Source organism: Pseudomonas sp. NFACC37-1 (assembly GCF_900101575.1).
Classification (GTDB): Bacteria; Pseudomonadota; Gammaproteobacteria; order Pseudomonadales; family Pseudomonadaceae; genus Aquipseudomonas; species Aquipseudomonas fluorescens_AA.
In genome coordinates this window covers 124,026-140,728 of sequence record NZ_FMUZ01000007.1, presented here as the reverse complement: position 1 = coordinate 140,728, position 16,703 = coordinate 124,026, and the positions used below count along the sequence as shown (strand labels likewise).

Here is a 16,703-nt window from a genome sequence, read left to right as displayed (position 1 = left end):
TGGGGCAAGACTAGCGGATTGGATGCGGCCCTGTGCAGCAGATTCCATCAAGAACAACGCTGTGTTGCGATGGGTCAAGCAAGCGGATACCGATCGGCTAGAATGGCTACCTTGTTTCGACCGAGCCTGCCATGACGCCTGTACAGCACCACGCCCAAATCGACTGGGACGACCAGGGTCGCCCGCACTCGCGGGTATTCGACGACGTGTATTTCTCCGATCAGTCCGGGCTGGAAGAAACCCGTTACGTGTTCCTCGAGCAGAACAACCTGGCCGAGCGCTTTGCCGCGCTGCCCGCCGACGGGCGCCTGGTGATCGGCGAAACCGGCTTTGGCACCGGCTTGAACTTCCTCTGCGCCTGGCAGTTGTTCGAACAATGCGCGCCGTCCGGGGCGCGGCTGCATTTCGTCAGCGTCGAGAAGTATCCATTGACCCCGCAGGACCTGTGTCGGGCCCTGGCCCTCTGGCCGCAGCTCGCCCTCCAGGCCGAGCAACTGCTTGGGCAATACGTGGCGATCCATCAGGGTTTCCAGCGCCTGGTCCTGGCCAATGGGCGGGTGACGCTGACCTTGTTGATCGGCGATGCCCTGGAACAGTTGCCGCAGCTGGACGGACAGATCGACGCCTGGTTCCTCGACGGCTTCGCGCCAGCCAGGAATCCCGAGATGTGGACCGCCGAGCTGTTCGCCGAACTGGCCCGGCTGGCCGCACCCGGCGCCACCCTCAGCACCTTCACCAGCACCGGTTGGGTCAGGCGTTTGCTGAACGCGGCGGGCTTCAAGATGAAACGCACGCCGGGCATCGGCCATAAGTGGGAAATCCTGCGGGGCGTGTTTCTTGGCTGGCCGGAGCAGACAGCGGCGCCATCCCCGGCAAAACCCTGGTACGCCCGCCCCGTGCCCCCCACTGGCGAGCGCCGGGTCCTGGTGATCGGGGGCGGCCTGGCCGGTTGTGCCAGCGCGGCGAGCCTCGCCGACCGTGGCTGGCAGGTGACGCTGCTGGAGCGGCATGCCGGGTTGGCCGAGGAGGCCTCCGGCAACCCCCAGGGCGTGCTGTACCTCAAGTTGTCGGCCCACGGCACCGCATTGTCGCAGATGATCCTCAGCGGCTTCGGCTACACCCGACGCGTGCTGGAGCAACTGCAACGCGGCGTTGACTGGGATGCCTGTGGGGTCTTGCAATTGGCCTTCAACAGCAAGGAAGCCGAGCGTCAGGCGCAACTGGCCGAGGCGTTCCCCACGGATTTACTGCACACCCTGGATCAGTCCGAGGCCCAGGCCCGATCCGGCATCGGCCTGGCCAGCGGAGGTTTGTTTTATCCCGAGGGCGGCTGGGTGCATCCGCCAGCGTTGTGTCGCTGGCAAGCCTCGGGACCGGCGATCGATGTGCAAGCCCATCATGACGTGCTGCACCTGCGCCGCGTCGACGGCCAATGGCAGGCATGGGACCGCGAACGCTGCCTGGCCAGTGCGCCGGTGGTGATCCTCGCCAGTGCTGCCGAGATCAAACGCTTCGAACCGGCTGCCGACTTGCCGCTCAAGCGCATTCGCGGGCAGATCACCCGTCTGCCGCAAACCCGTCACAGCCAGAGCCTGGCGACGGTGGTCTGCGCCGAAGGTTATGTGGCGCCGCCGCGGCTGGGCGAGCACACCCTGGGCGCCAGTTTCGACTTCAACAGCGACGACCTGACCCCCACCGCCGCCGAGCACGCCGGCAACCTGCGGATGCTCGAAGAAATCTCCCAAGACCTGGTGCAGCGCTTGAACGCCGCTACCTTGGACCCGGAGCACCTCGAAGGCCGCGTGGCGTTTCGTTGCACCAGCCCGGATTACCTGCCCATTGTCGGACCGTTGGCCGACCGCCAGGCCTTTACCGACGCCTATGCGGCCCTGGGCAAGGACGCCCGCCAGGTGCCGGACGCTCCCTGCCCATGGCTCGAGGGCCTGTACATCAACAGCGGCCACGGTTCCCGAGGCCTGATCACCGCGCCCCTGTCGGGCGAACTGATCGCCGCCTGGCTGGACAACGAACCGCTGCCACTGCCCCGCAGCGTGGCCGAAGCATGCCACCCGAACCGGTTTGCGTTGCGGGCCCTAATTCGGGGCAAGGCCTGACCCCGATGGATGGCTCCCACAAGAATCACGCGACATCCAACCCAACCCCGCCCGCCGGCTTATAACGCATCGATCTAAAACTCACAGCAATCCCTCCGGTCAGTTTCAGGGTACCTGCCCTTTTGGCAGGTGCTGCTTGACCCCCTCCCCAACGGAAAAACCGGTAAGGACTTATGTGCGGATTAGCTGGAGAGTTACGTTTCGATCAACAACCTGCGGACCTTGCGGCCGTAGAGCGGATCACCCATCACCTGGCCCCTCGCGGCCCTGACGCGTGGGGTTTTCATAGCCAGGGGCCGATCGCCCTGGGCCATCGGCGCCTGAAAATCATGGACCTGTCGGACGGCTCGGCCCAGCCGATGATCGACAATCAATTGGGCCTGTCCCTGGCCTTCAACGGCGCGATCTACAACTACCCGGAACTGCGCACCGAACTCGAAGCCCTGGGCTACACCTTCTATTCCGGTGGCGACACCGAAGTGCTGCTCAAGGGCTACCACGCCTGGGGCGAAGCGCTGCTGCCCAAGCTCAACGGCATGTTCGCGTTCGCCATCTGGGAGCGCGATGCCAAGCGGCTGTTCATCGCCCGCGACCGCCTCGGCGTCAAGCCGCTGTACCTGTCGCGCACCGGCCAGCGGCTACGCTTCGCCTCGGCATTGCCGGCGCTGCTCAAGGGCGGCGACATCAACCCCATGCTCGACCCGGTGGCCCTCAACCATTATCTGAATTTCCACGCCGTGGTTCCGGCGCCCCGTACCTTGCTGGCCGGTGTTGAAAAACTGCCGCCCGCTACCTGGATGCGGATCGAAGCCGACGGCACCACCGAGCAGAAAACCTGGTGGACCCTGCCCTACGGCCCTCGGGCCGACGAACAGCACCTGAACCTGGAAGACTGGATCGACCGTGTGCTCGACAGCACCCGTGAAGCCGTCGCCATTCGCCAGCGCGCCGCCGTGGATGTCGGCGTGCTGCTGTCCGGGGGCGTCGACTCAAGCATGTTGGTGGGTCTGTTGCGGGAAGTGGGCGTGGAAGACCTGTCCACGTTCTCCATCGGTTTCCAGGATGCCGGCGGCGAACGCGGTGACGAATTCCAATATTCGGACCTGATCGCCAAGCACTACGGCACCCGCCACCACCAACTGCGCATCGACGAAAAAGAAATCATCGAGCAACTGCCCGCCGCGTTCCGCGCCATGAGCGAGCCAATGGTCAGCCACGACTGCATCGCCTTCTACCTGCTGTCGCGGGAAGTGGCCAAGCATTGCAAAGTCGTGCAAAGCGGCCAGGGCGCCGATGAGCTGTTCGCCGGTTACCACTGGTACCCGCAGGTCGATGGCGCCAACGATCCGTACGCCGCCTATCGCGCTGCGTTCTTCGACCGCAGCTACGAAGAATATGCCGCCACCGTGCAGCCCAACTGGCTGACGGCCAATGACGCGGCCGGTGACTTCGTCAAGGAGCATTTCGCCCAACCCGGGGCCGATGCCGCGGTGGACAAGGCCCTGCGCCTGGACAGCACCGTGATGCTGGTGGACGACCCGGTCAAGCGCGTCGACAACATGACCATGGCCTGGGGCCTGGAAGCGCGCACGCCGTTCCTGGACTACCGCTTGGTGGAGCTTTCGGCCCGGGTCCCGGCGCAGTTCAAGTTGCCCGATGGCGGCAAGCAGGTGCTCAAGGAAGCCGCCCGACGGGTGATCCCCAGCGAGGTGATCGACCGCAAGAAAGGTTATTTCCCAGTGCCGGGCCTCAAGCACCTGGAAGGCCATACCCTGGCCTGGGTCCGCGAGCTGCTGCTGGATCCGAGCCAGGATCGCGGCCTGTTCAACCCGGCCATGCTCGACCGCCTGCTCACCGACCCCAACGGCCAGCTCACGCCGTTGCGCGGTTCGCGGCTGTGGCAACTGGCAGCGCTGAACCTGTGGCTCAGCGAGCAAGGAATCTGATCGATGAAACCTCACGCAACCGTTCACAACCAACGCCTCTTGCGCGGCCAGGCGCCTTCTTACGAACGCCTGCAGGCACGCCTGGCCGAAGACGGCAGCGAATTGGGCGCCGCCCCGATCGCGCTGCATTGCGGCTGGGGCCGACTGCTGATCGGCCACACCTTCCCGGACCCGACGAGCCTGGCCCGGGAACTGCTCAACGAACAACCCGGTGAGCGCGACATTGCCTTGTACGTGGCGGCGCCCCAGCAAGTGCTGGGGTTGGAACCGGCGCAACTGTTCCTCGATCCATCCGACACCTTGCGCCTGTGGTTCAGCGACTATCGCCAGTCCACCCGAGTGTTTCGCGGTTTCCGAATTCGCCGGGCCCAGAGCGAGACCGACTGGCAGGCCATCAACCAGCTCTACCAGGCCCGGGGCATGTTGCCCATCGACCCGCTGCGACTGACCCCGCGTCACGCGGGCGGCCCGGTCTACTGGCTGGCCGAAGACGATGACACCGGTACGGTGATCGGCAGCGTCATGGGCCTGAATCATCAGAAGGCCTTCAACGACCCGGAAAACGGCAGCAGCCTCTGGTGCCTGGCCGTCGATCCGCAATGCCCACGGCCCGGTGTGGGCGAAGTTCTGGTGCGTCACCTCATCGAACATTTCATGAGCCGGGGCTTGAGCTACCTCGACCTGTCGGTGCTGCATGACAATCGCCAGGCGAAAAACCTCTACGCCAAACTCGGCTTTCGCAATCTCTCGACCTTCGCCATCAAGCGCAAGAACGGCATCAACCAGCCGCTGTTCCTTGGCCCAGGTCCCGAGGCGCAGTTCAATCCTTATGCGCGGATCATTGTCGAAGAAGCTCACCGTCGAGGCATCGAAGTGCAGGTGGACGATGCCGAGGCCGGCTTGTTCACCCTGGTCCACGGCAGCCGCCGGGTGCGCTGCCGCGAATCCCTGAGCGACCTGACCAGCGCCATCAGCATGACCTTGTGCCAGAACAAAAGCCTGACCCACAAGGTGCTGAAAAGCGCCGGCCTGAACCTGCCGGCCCAACAGTTGGCGGGCAACGCCGATGACAACCTGGCGTTCCTCGATGAGCACGAACGGGTGGTGGTCAAGCCGCTGGACGGGGAACAGGGCCAAGGCGTGGCGGTGGATCTGCGCACCATCGAGGAAGTGCAGAGCGCCATCGAAACGGCTCGGCAGTTCGATAGCCAGGTGTTGCTGGAAAGCTTCCACGAAGGGCTGGACCTGCGCATCCTGGTGATCGGCTTTGAAGTGGTGGCGGCGGCGATCCGGCGTCCGGCGGAGGTGATCGGCGACGGCCGGCACACCATCGGCGCGTTGATTGAAGCCCAAAGCCGCCGACGGCAGGCCGCCACGGGCGGCGAAAGCAAGATCCCGATGGATGCCGAGACCCTGCGCACACTCAACGCGGCGGGGTTCGACTACGACAGCGTGCTGCCGGCCGGGGAACACCTGTTCGTCCGGCGTACGGCAAACCTGCATACCGGCGGCGTGCTGGAGGATGTCACCGCCATCCTGCATCCGACCCTCGTCGATGCGGCAGTGCGCGCCGCGCGGGCGTTGGACATTCCCATGGTCGGCCTCGACCTGCTGGTGCCGGCGGCCGATCAACCCGAGTACGTGTTCATCGAAGCCAACGAACGCGCCGGCTTGGCCAACCACGAACCCCAGCCTACCGCCGAGCGCTTTGTGGATTTGTTGTTTCCTCATAGCCAGACGGTGGCCTAGCCCTTCTTCCGTGGCGAGAGAGCTCGCTCCCGCTGGGCCGTAGGAGCTGTCGAGTGCAACGAGGCTGCGATCTTTCCCCAGACACTTGAGTCCCAAGCGAAAGATCAAAAGATCGCAGGCTTCGCCAGCTCCTACAGAATCCAGCGGGAGCAAACACCCTCGCCACAGGGTTCCCCTACTTCAACTTAATGTTCCGTGAGGAGTTTCCATGATCAGCAAAATTCCCGAACCGGATCTCGAATACCTGCAAAAGGTCCTGCTGGAAATGCTCGCCATTCCCAGCCCCACCGGCTTTACCGACACCATCGTGCGCTACGTCGCCGAGCGGCTCGAAGAGCTGGGTATCGCGTTCGAAATGACCCGTCGCGGCACGATCCGCGCCACGCTCAAGGGCCGCAAGAGCAGCCCCGACCGCGCCGTCTCGGCGCACCTGGATACCATCGGTGCCGCGGTGCGGGCCATCAAGGACAACGGTCGCCTGACCCTGGCCCCGGTAGGTTGCTGGTCCAGCCGGTTTGCCGAAGGCAGCCGGGTCAGCCTGTTCACCGACACCGGCGTGATTCGCGGCAGCGTGCTGCCATTGATGGCATCCGGGCACGCGTTCAACACCGCCGTGGACGAAATGCCCATCAGTTGGGACCACATCGAATTGCGCCTGGACGCCTATTGCGCCACCCGCGCCGACTGCGAAACCCTGGGGGTGGGCATCGGCGATTACGTGGCCTTCGACCCCCTGCCGGAATTCACCGAAAGCGGCCACATCAGCGCCCGGCACCTGGATGACAAGGCCGGGGTCGCGGCGTTGCTGGCGGCGCTCAAGGCGATTGTCGACAGCGGTGAAGAACTGCTGATCGATTGTCACCCACTGTTCACCATCACCGAGGAAACCGGCAGCGGCGCCGCGGCCGCGCTGCCCTGGGACGTCAGCGAATTCGTCGGCATCGACATCGCCCCCGTCGCCCCCGGCCAGCATTCGAGCGAACATTCGGTCAGCGTGGCGATGCAGGACTCCGGAGGCCCCTACGACTATCATCTGTCGCGGCACTTGCTGAAACTGGCCAAGGAGAACGACATATCGGCACGCCGCGACCTGTTCCGCTACTACTTCAGCGACGCTCATTCGGCCATCACCGCCGGCCACGATATCCGTACCGCCCTGCTCGCCTTCGGCTGCGACGCCACCCATGGCTACGAACGTACCCACATCGACAGCCTGGCCGCCCTCAGCCGCCTGCTCGGCGCCTACATTCTCAGCCCACCGGTGTTCGCCAGCGACGCACAACCGGCCCAAGGCTCGCTGGACCGCTTCAGTCACCAGATCGAGCACGATGCACAGATGGAAAGCGATACTCGGGTGCCGTCGGTGGATAGCCTGGTGGGGCAGCGGTCGGATAGCTGATCCAACATTCACTGTCTGGGCTTATTGCCATCGCGAGCAAGCTCGCTCCCACATTGAGTCTTCAGTGCGGCTCAAAACCCTGTGGGAGCGAGCTTGCTCGCGATGAGGCAGAACAGACCCCACAAAACCCAAGGCTAGCCGCAAAAGCTCATTGGTCGTAGCATCGCCTCATTGTCTAGCCGAGGTACCCCATGCTCATCCCCCACGACCAACTCGAAGTCGACACACTCACTCGCCTGATCGAGGATTTCGTGACCCGCGACGGCACCGACAACGGTGACGACACGCCCCTGGAAACCCGGGTTCTACGGGTCCGGCAAGCGCTGACCAAAGGCCAGGCGTTGATCGTCTTCGACCCCGAAAGCGAACAGTGCCAACTGATGCTCAAGCACGACGTGCCCAAGCACCTATTCGACTGAACACGCCTTGCGGGCGGCGTGGGCCTTTTTCCGCTGGATCTTTTCGTAGATTTCGGAGCGATGGACATCGACGTGCCGTGGCGCTTCCACGCCAAAACGCACGGTGGTGCCGCTGACCGACAGCACACGGACGGAAATATCGTCACCGATGGAAATCAATTCACCCACAGCGCGGCTTAATACGAGCATGGTTCTTGTCCTTAAGAATGTCTGGACCCTGACCATGCCCGGCCTGCTTTCCGTTCTCAAGACACCGGCGAGAATTCAGTAAGCCCCTACAAGCAAAGTTCTTGTGACTGAAGGAAACTTCCTGCAAAACCCTGCCGGACCGTAGGTTATTTCAGGACGCCGAGAACCGCGGGCCGAATAGAATCACGCTCGCCCCCAACACGCAGAGCGCCACGCCAATCCAGTCGGAACCCAGTGGCCGGACCCGCTCCACCACGGCCAGCCAGCCAATCGAGGCAATGATATAGATGCCGCCATAGGCGGCGTAGGCACGCCCGGCGTATGTCGCTTCGATGCGAGTCAACAACAGGGCGAACAAGGTCAGGCTGAGCAGCGCCGGGGCGATCCACCAGGCGCTCTGGCCCTGGCGCAGCCACATCCAGAAGGCGTAGCAACCGGCGATTTCAAACAGCGCGGCGAGAAAAAACCACAAGTAGTTGAGCATGCAGATGTCCATCAGGAAGGCCGAATGGCGCCATCCTGAGGACATCGGGCAGCCAGGTCAATTCAGGTTCTGCCGGGCCTTGGCGCGCATCTTGTCGGCCATGACGGTCATTTCGTCGTACAGCAATTGTGGATTCTTCTGCTTGAGGGCCCACGCCATGCGCCCCTGTTCATGGGGCAGGATCATGAACTGGCCCTGGGCGACTTGCTGGTAGATGTAGTCGGCGATGTCGGCGGCGCTGATCGGCGAGCTTTCCAGCAATTTGCCAACCTGGGCCTTCATGGCCGGGGTCGGACCGCGGAAGGAGTCCAGCAGATTGGTCTGGAAGAACGACGGACACACCACGTGTACGCCGACTTCCTGCTGTGCCAGCTCCACCAGCAGGCTTTCCGACAACGCCACCACACCGGCCTTGGCCACGTTGTAGTTGCTCATGGCTGGCCCCTGCATCAGGGCGGCCATGGAAGCAATGTTGATGATCTTGCCGCGGCTTTTTTCCAGCAGCGGCAGGAACGCCTTGCAGCCCTTGACCACGCCCATCAGGTTGATCGCGATCTGCCAGTCCCAATCCTCCAGGGAGAGTTCGCTGAAGAACCCGCCCGAAGCGACGCCGGCATTGTTGACGATGATATCGATGCCGCCGAGCTTCTCTTCGCAAGCCTGGGCGAACGCAGTCAATTGGCTGTAGTCGCGCACATCGCAGCGCTGGGTGAAGCCGTCGCCACCCGCCGCGCGCACGAGTCTGAGGGTTTCCACAAGGCCTGGTTCGCTGACATCCGATAAGGCCAGGTGCCAGCCTTCGCGGGCCCAACGCAGCGCGATTTCGCGACCCAGGCCGGAGCCGGCGCCAGTGATCATCATGCGATTTTGCATAGCAAACAGCCTTGTTCCGGGAGAGATAGGCCGAGTGTAGCGAAGGCGCCTGCCGGACCCACGCTCCATCAAATTGCTGAATGGCGAGGGCAAACCGTAGCCGCTACAAAAACTTTGAATTTTTTACCAGACGTTACGGTCGGACTTATTAAGCCGCCCGGATTTAACGCATGCGTGCTGGTAGTTGGAAGTTACAACACTCCAAAACTGACCAATAAGGAAATCTACAAATGGGCACAATACTTATCATCATCCTGATCCTCCTGCTGATCGGTGGTCTTCCGGTCTTCCCGCACTCCAGAAGTTGGGGTTACGGTCCGTCCGGTATCATTGGTGTAGTGTTGGTGGTGCTGTTGGTCCTGCTATTACTGGGCAAGATATAAACCACTAAGTAAGCGCAAAAAAAGAGGCCTTCGCAGGCCTCTTTTTTATGCTCGCCGTTTATCAGTCCGGCTTGCCGTCCACGACGCCGGCGGTGTTATCCAGCAGGCTCTTGGTCGCGGTTTGCAGGAACGACTCGAGCTTGAGTTTCATCTCGGCCGTGTCCGGTGCATCCGGGATCACTTGCGCATGAGGGTTGGCGCCCAGTTCATAGCGGTACATCTTCGGCGGCATTTCCTTTTCCTTCGGCAGGACCAGGATCTTGTCATCGCGAATGATCGCCGTCGTCTGTTCACTGCCCGACGGCTTGATCACGCCAAAACCGGTGTCGCCTTCCGGCAGGTTCAACAGGTCACGGCCCCAGCACTGGTTCCGTACCTGCCCACCGAGCCGGCCCATGATGGTCGGCACGATGTCGACCTGGGTCCCCACGGTATGGCTGCGCTGGCCGAATTTTTCCTGGACGCCCGGACCGATCAACAGCATCGGCACGTTGAAACGGCCCAGGTCCATTTCGGTGATCTGGCGTTCGTTGCCAAAGCCATGGTCACCCACCACCACGAACAGGGTTTCCTTGAAGTAAGGCTCCTTGCGGGCTTTCTCGAAGAACTGGCCCAGCGCCCAGTCGGCGTAGCGCATGGCCGTCAAGTGTTCGTTCAGGCTGCCACGGTCGGTGACCGGCTCGACCGGCAACGGTGTCGGCAACGCATAAGGCGTGTGGTTGGACAGGGTTTGCAGCAAGGCATAGAACGGCTTGCCATTTTCCCGCGCCTTGAGCTCGATCAGGCCACGGTCGAACATGTCTTGGTCGGACACGCCCCAGGTGGGGTCGGAAAACACCGGGTTCACAAAATCGTTACGCCCGATGAAGTTGGTCATGCCCTGGCTGCTGAAGAACCCCGACTGGTTGTCCCAGGCGAAATCGCCGTTGTAGACATACACGTCGTCGTAGTCACGGGCGCTGAGCAGTTGCGGCAAGCCTGACAGCTTGTGGCTGCCCTCCGGCGTCTGCATCAGGTATTCGAAACCCGGCAGGTTCGGGAAGCACGCCATGGTGGCGAACATACCCTGGTGGGTGTGGGTGCCGTTGGAGAAGAAACGGTCGAACAGCAGGCCTTCCTTGGACAGTTTGTCCATGTAGGGCGTGATGTTGCCCGGCGCGCCCAGGGCGCCCACCGAGTGACCGGCCATGCTTTCCATGAGGATCACGACCACGTTCTTGATCGGCAGGGTCTTGTCCGCCGGCGGCGTGTAGTCGCGGCGCACGGCGGCGGTCTCGGTGTCCACGAGTTTGTCGTCAGGCATCACCAGCATGTCACGCACGGTCTGCTGTGCTAGCGGCTGCTCAAGGGTGGCTTTCCAGATGTTGTCACGGTCTTCGGACATCCGGCTCTTGGCCGCCGCCACCAGCGACAACGTACCATTGAGTCCCAACTGGTTGGCGAAGTTCGAATCGGTGGTGTAGACATCACCCCAACGCAGCGGCGGACCTTGGCGCAGGGTGCCGCGCGCAGCGGCCACGGCCACCAGCAGGCAAACCATGAACACCGCGACACGCCCATACCACGGGGCGATCTGCCGGGTGCCGATAGTACCGCCACTGAACGGCCCACGGGGACGGGTGGCGCGGTCGGCGCCCTTGAACGCCAGGGCGAGGATGAGGGTGCCGCCGACCCAGGCCAGCAGGTAGCGCACCACCGGGAAACCGTACCAGAGCATGCTCATCACGGTTTTCGGGTCTTCCTTCACATATTGGAAGACCAGGCCGTTGAGGCGCTGGTGGAATTCACGGTAGAAGTCCATCTCCATCAAGCCGAGGAACAGCGCGATGCTGGAGGTGACGGTCAGCCAGAAACGAAAAAAACCACGGGCAGCCATGGCCCTTGCGCTGAACAACGCCAGCAGCAACGGGATGCAGAGGTAGATCACCAGGCGCAAGTCGAAGCGCAGGCCGTTGAGGAACGCTTCAACGAAGGTCGAGGCCGGGGTGTCGAGAATCATCTCGCGGTTATAGACCAGCAGCGCCACGCGCAGCAGGCTTAACATAACCATCATCACCAGGGCGCAAAGCAACGTGTAGGCCAGGTGCGATTTGACGGTCGGTTGCAGCAGGCGATGCGTGGTGCGCTGCTGACTCAGGGCGTCCGGGATTGCCATGTCGTTTAAGGACCCTATTGGTATTGGAGTGACAAAAGAGAAACAACGGCGCGCCCTCTGTTGGCCAAAGCCTGGCCCCGGGGCTTGCGCGAGTGCGCAAATGTTGCACGAACGGCTATGGCATTGCCATTAAATAACCGACGGCGATATGAGCGCGGGGGATTGTCCGCAAGATTGAGTGAAAATTTCGTTCAAAGAATATCCAGAAACACAAAAATCCCGGCCTGCCCCGGGAAGCTGTGGCGAGGGGATTTATCCCCGTGGGTCGCGAAGCGACCCCATCACTGTGGACTCAATCTGCCTGACATACCGAGTCATCAGGTTTCAGGACTGCTTCGCAGCCCAGCGGGGATAAATCCCCTCGCCACAGGGACCTCATGTTTAGTGAAATTGCCGTCCAAGGCCCGCCGGCACGCCTTCGATGGTGGTGTCCTCCCATGGGCCATTCGGGCTGACGGAACGGCTCCAACCATTGTTCCAGCGGTAATAGGTACGTTGGCGATAGAACGTATTGGTCTGGTTGTCCAGCACATAGACCCCCAGCTTGGCGTCCCAATGGCTGTTGCCACCCGGTGGCGGGGCGAAGCTGGCGGAAGTGCGCGGCAGCGGCTTGGCCGGTTTGTTCGGGATGGCCGGCTTGCCTGGAGGCGTGGACGGGGCCGGTTTGGTGGTTGGGGTCGACGGTGGAATCGGTGGCAGCGGCGCCGAGGGCTCCGACGGACGCTGGACCGCACAAGCGCTCAGGCCCATGACGAGCGTGAGCAGGGTGATACGAGCGATGGCGGTCATGGTGCGAATTCCTGTTATTTGTCCGGGCTGTCGATGGTCAATTGTTGTTGCGCCGTGGTGCTGCTCGCCAGGGGCTGGCTGCGGCCGATCCACTCACCCGCGGTCGGCTGACCGGCCCGGGAAATGCGCGCCATCAGTTGGACTTCGGGAAAGTTCGACAGTTTCAACTGCGGCATCATGGCGTCCGCGTCGCTCAGTTCCACCGTGACCGGCAGATCGGCCACCGTCAGGCGTTTGGCGGCCAGCGGCGCCGGTGGGCCGGAAACGGCACGGGCGAAGATGAACACGCTGTCGCCCGGTTGCACCTTGGCCTTGAGTGCCGGTGCCAGATCGACGCGGACCTTGAGCAATGCCCCGGTCTTGGCCACCGGAGCCTGGGCGACTTTGCCACCGCTGGCTTGCAGCTTCTCGGTGGCACGGGCAATGCCGCCCTGCAGCGCCTCTCGGGATTTGTCGCCTTCCGGCAGTTGCGCGAGCAGACGCCCCCAGTAGTCGATCGCATCCTGATAACGCTCGCCTTCAAACGCGGCGATGCCCAACAAGCCGAGGCTGGTGACTTCCTTCGGATCGAGCTTGAGCGCTTCGTCGGTCAAGGCCTGGACTTTATCCGACCATTTCTTGCCATCGGCGAAGTACTGCGCCTGGGCCCACTGGCCCAACAGTTCCGGTTGACGGCCAGCGACGGCCACGGTGCGCTCGAAGATCTTCGCCGCGTCCGCCGGACGATCCTGAGCCATGTAGGTACGCCCGAGGAAATAAAGGCCCTCGGCATTATCCGGCTGCGCCGCCACCGCGCGTTCCAGGCGCAGGGTCATCTCTTCCATCGACTGCGGCGCCTGGGCGAACTCGCGGGTCAACTCGACCTTGTCACTGGCACCGAAATGCAGGTACAGCGCCAGGCCCAACACCGGCACCAACACGGCGGCGAGCAACGGCAATGGCTTGCCCAATCGGGATTCGCGCGGGGCATCGGCGCCCTCGGTGTCGGCGAGCAGCTCACGAGCCGCCTCGGCGCGACCGGTGTCCAGTTGCGCGGCGTTGAGCACGCCCTCCTCCCGTTCGGCCTGCAATTCGGCGACGCGCTCCTGATACAGCGCCACGTTGAGCGCGGTCCGGTCCTCCTCCAGTTGGGCGCGGCGACCGCGCAGCACAGGGATCAACAGAAAACTCAGGGCAATCAGGAGAAGCAGACCTGCGGCGAGCCAGAAATCAATCATGCTTGGTTTTATCCAACAGTTGGTCGAGGCGCTGGCGCTCTTCGACAGAAAGCGTGTCCGGGGCGGCCGTGCGCTGGACCCGACGCCGACGCACGATCACCACGATGATCGCGAAGCCGCCGAGCAACAGCCCGGCGGGGCCGAACCAGAGCAGCGCGGTCTTGGAGGACAGGGCGGGGTTGTAGCGCACGAACTCACCGTAGCGATCGACCATGAAGTCGATGATCTGCTGGTTGTCCTTGCCCTCGCCGAGCATGCGAAAGATTTCCTTGCGCAGGTCGGCGGCAATCGGGGCGTTGGAGTCGGCGATGTCCTGGTTCTGGCACTTGGGGCAGCGCAGTTCCTTGGTCAGTTCGCGAAACCGCTCGCGCTCGCCATCGTTGGCGAATTCGTAGGTGTCGATAGCGGCCTGGGCCACACCGACCAGGCTCAAGCCGAGGATGGCGGCGGTTAACCAGCGCTTCATGGCTTGGCCTCGTCCACCAGGGCCTGGTACTTGGCGGCCAGTTTCTCGCGCCAGACCTGTTCGTCGATCACCCCGACGAACTTGTCGCGGATCACGCCCTTGGCATCGATGAAGAAGGTTTCCGGTGCGCCATAGACACCCAGGTTCAGGCCAAGGGAGCCGTCCTCATCACGAATGTCCAATTGATACGGGTTGTGGAATTCGGCCAGCCACTTCAAGGCGTCGGCATTGACGTCCTTGTAGTTGACGCCGTAGATCACCACGCCGTTCTGGGCCAGCTTGTTCAGCACCGGGTGTTCGACCCGGCAGGAAATGCACCAGGTGCCCCACACGTTGACCAGCGCCGGCTTGCCCAGCAGGTCGGCACGGGTCAGGGTCTTGTCACCCTGCACCGAGGGCAGGGAAAACTCCGGGAACGGCTTGCCGATCATCGCCGAGGGCAATTCGCTCGGGTTCAGGTACAACCCCCGGTACAAAAACACCGCCATCAACAGGAACAGCGCCAGCGGCAACACCATCAACCAACGTTTCATGCAGTGGCTCCCGTCACGCCCAGGGCTTCACGCACCCGGGTTTTCACCTTGACTCGATAACGCCGATCCAGCGCGGCCAGCACGCCACCCAGGCCCGTGAGCAAGCCACCGAACCAGATCCAGCGCACGAACGGCTTGACGTGGACCCGCACCGCCCATGCACCGTCGCCCAGGGATTCGCCCAGGGCCACGTAGAGGTCGCGGGTGAAACCGGCATCGATTCCAGCCTCGGTCATGACCGAGTTCTGCACGGTGTAGAGGCGTTTTTCCGGATGCAGCACGGTGATTTCCTGACCATTGCGAATGACCCGCACGGTGCCTTTGTCGGACGTGAAGTTCGGCCCCTCGAAATGCTTGGCCCCCTCGAACACGAACTGATAACCGCCCAGGTCCATGGACTCGCCCGGCGCCAGGCGCAGGTCGCGCTCGGCGCTGTTCTGGCTGGACAGCACCACACCCAGGGCGCAGACGGCGATACCCAGGTGAGCGATCTGCATGCCCCAGTAACTGCGGGTCAGGGTTGGCAGGCCTTTGATCAGGCCTCTGTGGCGGGTCTTGTCGAAGATATCCCGGACACCGGCCAGCAACACCCACGCCGCCAGCACGAACGTCGCCAGCACCGCCCAGTTGAAGTCGCCATAGGCCACGCCAGCCACCACGGCCAGGGCGGCCGTGCCCAGCAGCACTGGGGTCAACATGCCCAGCAGCCATTTGACCGGTGTGTCCTTCCAGCGCACCAGCACACCGATGGCCATCACCACCATCAGGATCGCCATCAGCGGGATGAACAACGCATTGAAATACGGCGGGCCGACCGACAGCTTGGCGCCGGACAGCGCATCGAGCACCAGCGGGTACAGCGTCCCCAGCAGGATCATCGACGCGGCCACCACCAGCACCAGGTTGTTGCCCAGCAACAGGGTTTCCCGTGACCAGAGGTTGAAGCCGACCTGGCTCTTGACCACCGGCGCACGCAGGGCGAACAACGTCAGCGAACCGCCGACGACGAACAGCAGGAACATCAGGATGAACACGCCACGCTCAGGGTCCGAGGCGAAGGCATGCACCGACGTCAGCACGCCGGAACGCACCAGGAACGTTCCCAGCAGGCTCAGGGAGAAGGCCGCGATGGCCAGCAGCACGGTCCAGCTCTTGAACACACCGCGCTTTTCCGTGACAGCCAGGGAGTGAATCAGCGCCGTGCCCACCAACCAGGGCATGAACGAGGCGTTTTCCACCGGGTCCCAGAACCACCAGCCGCCCCAACCGAGTTCGTAGTAGGCCCACCACGAACCGAGGGTGATGCCGATACCGAGGAAGGCCCAGGCGACGATGGTCCACGGGCGGGACCAACGTGCCCACGCGGCATCGAGGCGACCACCGAGCAACGCAGCGATGGCGAAGGAGAAGGCCACGGAAAAACCGACATAGCCCATGTAGAGCATCGGTGGGTGAACGATCAGGCCGATGTCCTGCAACAATGGATTGAGGTCGCGGCCGTCCATCGGCATCTGCGGCAGGATGCGCTTGAACGGGTTGGACGTGACGATCAGGAACAACAGGAAACCGGTGCTGATCATGCCCATCACCGCCAGCACACGAGCCAGCATCACCTGGGGCAACTGCCGGGAAAACACCGAGACCGCGAAAGTCCAGCCGGCGAGGATCAACGCCCAAAGCAACAGCGAACCTTCGTGGGCGCCCCACACGGCGCTGAACTTGTAGTACCAGGGCAAGGCGCTGTTGGAGTTGCTGGCAACGTACTCCACGGAAAAGTCGTCGGCCATGAACGCATAGGTCAGGCAACCGAAGGCGAACAGCATGAAGGCGAACTGCCCCCACGCCGCAGGCTGGGCCAGGCTCATCCACAAGCGGTCGCCGCGCCAGGCACCGAGCAAGGGCACCACGGCCTGTACCAGGGAGAAGCACAGGGCGAGGATCATCGCTAGGTGGCCCAACTCGGGAATGAAGATGCCAGTAGTCATCG

Annotated in this window: 15 protein-coding genes; 6 read left to right on the top strand and 9 right to left on the bottom strand. The window is 62.9% G+C overall.

All coding sequences use genetic code 11. From position 1 onward, the window contains the following. Positions 1 to 131: 131 nt before the first annotated feature. The 5 genes from mnmC (at position 132) to BLP82_RS11185 (ending at position 7,627) form a co-directional block, all read left to right on the top strand. Entirely contained in the window at positions 132 to 2,114 is a 1,983-nt protein-coding gene (gene mnmC / locus BLP82_RS11205) for a bifunctional tRNA (5-methylaminomethyl-2-thiouridine)(34)-methyltransferase MnmC2/FAD-dependent 5-carboxymethylaminomethyl-2-thiouridine(34) oxidoreductase MnmC1 (RefSeq protein WP_092167482.1), read from the top strand. Positions 2,115 to 2,287: 173 nt separating this feature from the next. Further along, complete coding sequence (locus tag BLP82_RS11200) at positions 2,288 to 4,060, top strand: N-acetylglutaminylglutamine amidotransferase (RefSeq protein WP_092167480.1); 1,773 nt, start codon at positions 2,288 to 2,290, stop codon at positions 4,058 to 4,060. A 3-nt stretch (positions 4,061 to 4,063) separates the two neighbouring features. Further along, entirely contained in the window at positions 4,064 to 5,809 is a 1,746-nt protein-coding gene (gene ngg, locus BLP82_RS11195; protein WP_092167478.1) for an N-acetylglutaminylglutamine synthetase, read from the top strand. 208 nt (positions 5,810 to 6,017) lie between these two features. Next, positions 6,018 to 7,208, top strand: coding sequence for an osmoprotectant NAGGN system M42 family peptidase (locus BLP82_RS11190; protein WP_060738614.1), 1,191 nt, complete (start codon positions 6,018 to 6,020; stop codon positions 7,206 to 7,208). 191 nt (positions 7,209 to 7,399) lie between these two features. After that, complete coding sequence (locus tag BLP82_RS11185; RefSeq protein WP_003199186.1) at positions 7,400 to 7,627, top strand: YheU family protein; 228 nt, start codon at positions 7,400 to 7,402, stop codon at positions 7,625 to 7,627. Here the strand turns inward: BLP82_RS11185 and csrA are convergent. The 3 genes from csrA to BLP82_RS11170 all read right to left on the bottom strand — a co-directional run bounded on the left by csrA (position 7,616) and on the right by BLP82_RS11170 (position 9,173). Next, complete coding sequence (csrA, locus tag BLP82_RS11180; RefSeq protein WP_060738615.1) at positions 7,616 to 7,816, bottom strand: carbon storage regulator CsrA; 201 nt, start codon at positions 7,814 to 7,816, stop codon at positions 7,616 to 7,618. The two genes, BLP82_RS11185 and csrA, sit on opposite strands and share 12 nt — an antisense overlap. Positions 7,817 to 7,967: 151 nt before the next feature. Next, a complete protein-coding gene (locus BLP82_RS11175) occupies positions 7,968 to 8,300 on the bottom strand; it encodes a YnfA family protein (protein ID WP_092167605.1) in 333 nt (110 codons plus the stop codon). Positions 8,301 to 8,357: 57 nt separating this feature from the next. Continuing rightward, on the bottom strand, positions 8,358 to 9,173 hold the full coding sequence (locus BLP82_RS11170; RefSeq protein ID WP_092167476.1) for an SDR family oxidoreductase: 816 nt from the start codon (positions 9,171 to 9,173) through the stop codon (positions 8,358 to 8,360). Positions 9,174 to 9,403: 230 nt separating this feature from the next. Between BLP82_RS11170 and BLP82_RS11165 the strand changes: the two genes are divergently transcribed. Continuing rightward, complete coding sequence (locus BLP82_RS11165; RefSeq protein WP_003183939.1) at positions 9,404 to 9,556, top strand: DUF3309 family protein; 153 nt, start codon at positions 9,404 to 9,406, stop codon at positions 9,554 to 9,556. Between the two features lie 61 nt (positions 9,557 to 9,617). Here the strand turns inward: BLP82_RS11165 and BLP82_RS11160 are convergent, their stop codons facing one another. The 6 genes from BLP82_RS11160 to BLP82_RS11135 all read right to left on the bottom strand — a co-directional run bounded on the left by BLP82_RS11160 (position 9,618) and on the right by BLP82_RS11135 (position 16,701). Further along, positions 9,618 to 11,711: an LTA synthase family protein gene (locus BLP82_RS11160; protein WP_092167473.1), complete on the bottom strand. Its 2,094-nt coding sequence runs from the start codon at positions 11,709 to 11,711 to the stop codon at positions 9,618 to 9,620. Positions 11,712 to 12,092: 381 nt separating this feature from the next. Further along, positions 12,093 to 12,500: a hypothetical protein gene (locus BLP82_RS11155; protein WP_060738618.1), complete on the bottom strand. Its 408-nt coding sequence runs from the start codon at positions 12,498 to 12,500 to the stop codon at positions 12,093 to 12,095. Between the two features lie 14 nt (positions 12,501 to 12,514). Beyond that, entirely contained in the window at positions 12,515 to 13,717 is a 1,203-nt protein-coding gene (gene ccmI / locus BLP82_RS11150; RefSeq protein WP_092167471.1) for a c-type cytochrome biogenesis protein CcmI, read from the bottom strand. Beyond that, the gene (locus BLP82_RS11145) at positions 13,710 to 14,183 is read right to left on the bottom strand and encodes a cytochrome c-type biogenesis protein (RefSeq protein ID WP_092167468.1); all 474 of its coding nucleotides are present in this window, start codon (positions 14,181 to 14,183) and stop codon (positions 13,710 to 13,712) included. Before BLP82_RS11145 ends, ccmI begins: the two co-directional genes overlap by 8 nt. Then, positions 14,180 to 14,716 (bottom strand): DsbE family thiol:disulfide interchange protein, encoded by a 537-nt coding sequence (locus tag BLP82_RS11140; RefSeq protein ID WP_072408483.1) that lies wholly within the window; start codon positions 14,714 to 14,716, stop codon positions 14,180 to 14,182. Before BLP82_RS11140 ends, BLP82_RS11145 begins: the two co-directional genes overlap by 4 nt. Next, entirely contained in the window at positions 14,713 to 16,701 is a 1,989-nt protein-coding gene (locus tag BLP82_RS11135; RefSeq protein ID WP_092167466.1) for a heme lyase CcmF/NrfE family subunit, read from the bottom strand. The genes BLP82_RS11140 and BLP82_RS11135 overlap by 4 nt, the downstream gene beginning before the upstream one ends. Positions 16,702 to 16,703 lie beyond the last annotated feature (2 nt).